This is a genomic window from Sulfobacillus sp. hq2 (assembly GCF_002903155.1).
GTDB lineage: Bacteria > Bacillota > Sulfobacillia > Sulfobacillales > Sulfobacillaceae > Sulfobacillus > Sulfobacillus thermotolerans.
Map to the genome: position 1 here is coordinate 1 of NZ_NWUL01000006.1, position 4,664 is coordinate 4,664.

Consider the following 4,664-nt stretch of genomic DNA (forward strand, 5'->3'; position numbering starts at 1 on the left):
AACAACAGGAAACCCCGGATTGACTCCTGCGGAGTCAGCGCCTTGTATCTCCGCCCTGAACGGCGGAGTTTTACGGCGCATTCTGATAAACCTGGACAATAGTTCAATTCCGTATAGGTAGGTTACGAACGGGCACAGAACGTTCGCTAGCCTGTGACCGCTTTTGGCATCTCAAGCTCCAGCATATTCCTGACAGGTAATCACCATATTCTATTAATTCGTACTACGAAGTATTTTATTCGACGCAATCTCTAGGCATTCTCCCCCATGATCCGGTATAATACCGACTAATGGGAGAGCATGGGGTCTATACCATTAATTACCATCTTGCTCGAACAAAAAAAGAGCATACAATCGCGCCAACGATTCTATGCTCGGCCGTTTTTCTCCAATGTTATGACCAGGAAGGGAGTGAACTTAACACCTAGCTTGACTCTGAGAACTCGATGCGGGAACATCCAGTTCTCTAGGGGTTGCTTCCCAAAGAGCAATCCCGGGCATCTTTGTGTTTGATTTTAGCAAACCGCAAAATGCCTGTCAAGTCTTTGTGTTATTTCGTGATGCCACAATCCAAAATGACCGCACAAGCCTATGGATTTACAAACTGGTGGGAATTTCTCACGTCCCGTGCAATGCGCCATGATATCGCGGCGCGGCCCGATCTGTCGCGCGCGGCGCGCGACCTCTTTAGCTTTTTGTGGCGCGCCAAAAAAACGTTACGCTTTATCACGTTCAGCATCAAATTTTTGGCGCACGAACTCCATTATCATCCCCGCACGATTCAACGCGCCATTAAGCAACTGATCGAGGCCCAATTACTTGTCGTCGAATATCGGAAAAGTCCCAAGAACGACCCGACATCCAACCGCTATTTTCCGCAATGGCAGGCCTATACGGCCGACGGTAACACGGCGTCCGAGGCCTCGCACTTCCATTCGACCTCTACGGAGGACAACGTCCCGTGCCATGGCGACTCTCCCTCACGTCCATCGTCGCCCGCCACGGCGCCGGGAGGGGCGGTGGCACAATGCCGTGACCCCCATGGGCCAGAAGCCCCCAAAAGTGGCGCCACATCACGGATTGCACCCCCGCACAAAGAAGCGATCGAAAATAAAGTACTTCGTAAGAATGATCATCCATGCGGCTCACCTGGTCCGGTAGAAGCGGTAGCCACCGCGGCTCCCTCCCAGGATGTTGTTCTCACTATCCCCAAAGAGTGGCAGATTCATTCGCAACGATTGGCCCAGTGGGTCCACCGCTACGGCCCTGAGCGTGTGCAAGACGTCGCCCAGTGGATTTTGCAAGCGCCTCCGGGACGGGTGCGCTTCCCCGGAGGCTGGATGTACCGGGCTTTGCATGAAGGCTGGACGGCCCCCTCTTGGATCCTCGACCAAAACACCCATCACGATCAGCAACGCGAGCATATTGAACACATTCAGCGCGACATGGAAGCCGCCCGGCAGCGCGAAGCGATGTACCAGCAAGAACGTGAGACCTCCGACCAGTTATGGGCCCGGGTCGAGCAAGCGCTCCACACGCAGGCCATCGCCGACGCTGTGAAGGAGCGAGCCGCACGCATGGCATCCGACGCGTTAAAGTCGTTGACCCCGGTGCTTTTTCGCCCAGAATCTCCGACATGGCGCGCGTTTATCATACAAGCATGGAAAGAGCTGTATGGGGACCCAAGTGAGGCCAAGAACGCCGTTGGTCAGGCCCTATAACGGCATTAGGGCCTGACCAGACCTACGCTAGGCTTCGTCGGCGTCGGCAAGCATTGGAGCGTCTTGAGACAGATCGTTGGGGACGGACATCTGATGTTGCAGCGCTTTTTGCTTTTGGCTCACAACCGCCGTGATAGCTTGAGCGAGCGTGTGCTCTAATTGCTCGAGGTCATCCAGCGAGAGATCATCCCACCGTTTGGGCATTTCATGCAGAAGCGTGTCCTGAATCCGTTCCACAAACACGCGATAGCGGCGCGAGGGCTTTTTAGCCGGGGCTGCCGGTTGGGCGTGATCGGCCAGGATATTCTGACATGCGGTTCGGATGGCGTCTAAGGGGGGATGCTTGCGGTCAATCCACGCTAAAATCTCGGCGACCGATCCGGGGTGTTTTTCTTCCCCGTCAGCGGTTAATAACCGGGAGACTTCCATCGCGGCGGCTCGGTTGATCTGTTTATGTTCCAACGCGTGCGCTAGCGCGGGATGGCGTATGCACTTGCGGGCCAAGGAAATGTAACTTGCCGACCGTTGGACCCGCTGCGCAATCTGGTGCGGGGGCATGCCCGCGGCAATCAATGCTTCAAAACCGCGCGCTTCTTCGTAAAGGTCCATATCTTTGCGCGCCAGGTTTTCGGCGAGCATGGTCGCCATCTGTTCTGTCGGCGGGATTTGTTTCACCACGACGGGGACCGTATCCCACCCAAGCATTTGAATCGCCAAGAACCGCCGATTCCCCGCAATCACACAATAGTGACCGTCCTGCGTCGCGTCTGGGGCGACGACAATCGGCTGAATGAGTCCCGCGGTTTGAATCGAACGCAAAAAGCTGTCCCACTCTTCCGGATTGAGATCGGGATCGATAGTGCGCGCATTATAACCCGGGGTCAGAAGCGCAACGGGCATATACCGCATCTCCCCCGACGGATGAGGGGTGACGGCAGGTTGTGGAGTGGCTGCGGTCGGCGGAACCAGGGCCTCCTCCTGCGACGGCTTGTCCGCGTCCGCAGAATCTGGCGGCGGGGAGACGATCGGTGCACTATTGGTACGAGCGGCGTGGCTTACTCGTGCCAGACGCTCAGTGAGTTGCTCGGTGCGCGATGTTTTCGCCATATTCCGTCACCATCCATTCAATAAGATCAAGATAATCATCCGCGGCGGTCGCTCGCGGATCCCATTCCCAAATCAGCTTGCCTTCCTGGGAGGCTCGTTCCAACGTGACGCACTGGCGTATGGGCCGTGGCGCAAGGAGACCAGGGAACTGCGGCTTGAGACTTGCGAGGACCTCGCGTGTTCGGGAGGTCCGGAGATCATAAAAATTCGGGACAATCCCTAAGACGCGTTCCGCAGGAAGGGCCGTGAGAAGGTTCGCGACGCCCGCTGCCGAATAGAACTGCAAATTGACCGGAATCAGCAAGGCATGCGTCCATGCGAGGAGAGCCCGATTCAGGCTGGAATCCCCTGGGGCCGTATCGACAATCACCCAGTCGTAGTCTTTCAGATCTTTCGCGCGGTGGGTCAACAAATCCAACGACACGTGCTCCCACCAAAGGTCGGCAGCCGGGCCGCTTTTGAGCAAGTCCCAGTGCGGACGGACCGATTCGGGCGCGAAGTGTCCGTCGACAAGCCATGTGGCGGTTTGCTGACCAAAGTCCAACCCTAGCCCTAAGGCACAGTTACCCTGCGGGTCGCCATCAATCAAACACACCTCTAATCCGGCCATCGCTAAACCTCCCGCCAGATGAAGGCTCATCGTGGTTTTGCCAGCCCCCCCTTTACGGTTATGGACGACCAAAAGGTTAGCCATGCCGGGATTCCTCAGACGGTGTCGGGGTACGGTCGGATGTATCGAGATTCGCTAAGGATTGCAAATACGATTGCAAATCGGCATCAGCAATGCGCCACGTATTGCCTAAGTGAAACCCGCGGATGGCCTTCGAGCGTAAGCGGCGCAGCACGGTGGTGGGCTGCACCCGCAAAAATTCCGCCACCTCGTTCACAGTCCAAAGACGATCTTCTGCCATGATGGTCGCGACCTCCTTAAGTCCATAAAGTCCTGTTGAGTTCTCTGAATGGTTCTCGAATTACACTCAGAATTGAATACGTATCAAAAGGTTGATAAAGTTAATCGGAATCTGATTAGTATCTTGGCAATCCTCCTCAGTTTTGTCAATGGATGGCTCGTGCATCTGCGAAGGGCGGGTTACGTATGAGACCGGCAGGGAACACTAGAGTGAAGGGAGCCCAGGGATTTAGGGCCTAAACGAACGGCACGAGCGAGTCCGGCCTATGGAGCGACATGGGAGAGGCATTGTTTAGGTCCTAAACACGGGTATCGCTGATGTCTTCGCAAACTCTGTGGTTGCGACGGGAGATTCGGCGTTTAGGGCCTAAACGCACCCCTGGGCGGACCGTGTCGAGGCCCGTCCGTTTAGGTCCTAAACGGAGGACGATCCGCCGCATTTCGAAAAGGAGTGTCACAACCCTCCGCCACGCGGGATAGCCAAGAGGAGTTAAGGACGGAGGCATCGTCGGCACAAGCAGCGAGGAGCAACCGATGAGATCATCACCTTCTCGGGGAGCTTGTCGCCGCTGCGCGGAACACTCGGAGTATAGGTCAAGGCGTCCTGGGAGTCACACGGGTTTAGGGAAAGCGTTTAGGGCCTAAACGCTCCATAGCATACGGGATGCTTTAACCGTCTGGCGATAGGGGAAAAGTTCTAGGATAGTGACCGATCGCAGAGAACTTTTCCGTTTGTAAAACGAGAATCTAGCCTAATGCATAAGCGTGTTGGTTGCCTTATTCGTCGAATGAAAGAGAGCCAGGCTCTTACTACAAAATTATAATATGTACGCTGAGGTGGTATCAGCAGCTGCCCAATTCTTGGGACAAATATGGACAACCGCTATTCACGGCAGCCCCTTTCCGGAGGATCCTCGTGTGGAGGA

Annotated in this window: 4 protein-coding genes; 1 reads left to right on the plus strand and 3 read right to left on the minus strand. The window is 55.6% G+C overall.

Annotated features, from left to right (window positions below):
* Positions 1 to 560 precede the first annotated feature (560 nt).
* The gene (locus CO251_RS00245; protein WP_158246093.1) at positions 561 to 1,721 is read left to right on the plus strand and encodes a hypothetical protein; all 1,161 of its coding nucleotides are present in this window, start codon (positions 561 to 563) and stop codon (positions 1,719 to 1,721) included.
* Between the two features lie 27 nt (positions 1,722 to 1,748).
* Here CO251_RS00245 and CO251_RS00250 read toward each other — a convergent pair whose 3' ends face one another.
* From CO251_RS00250 to CO251_RS00260, 3 genes are read right to left on the minus strand one after another with little or no spacing between them, the layout of a single operon-like run.
* Positions 1,749 to 2,828 carry a ParB/RepB/Spo0J family partition protein gene (locus tag CO251_RS00250; RefSeq protein ID WP_103373816.1) on the minus strand — a complete coding sequence of 360 codons (1,080 nt, stop codon included), beginning with the start codon at positions 2,826 to 2,828 and terminating at the stop codon, positions 1,749 to 1,751.
* Positions 2,794 to 3,522: a ParA family protein gene (locus tag CO251_RS00255; protein WP_103373817.1), complete on the minus strand. Its 729-nt coding sequence runs from the start codon at positions 3,520 to 3,522 to the stop codon at positions 2,794 to 2,796. Before CO251_RS00255 ends, CO251_RS00250 begins: the two co-directional genes overlap by 35 nt.
* Entirely contained in the window at positions 3,515 to 3,739 is a 225-nt protein-coding gene (locus CO251_RS00260; protein ID WP_103373818.1) for a helix-turn-helix domain-containing protein, read from the minus strand. The genes CO251_RS00255 and CO251_RS00260 overlap by 8 nt, the downstream gene beginning before the upstream one ends.
* Positions 3,740 to 4,664 lie beyond the last annotated feature (925 nt).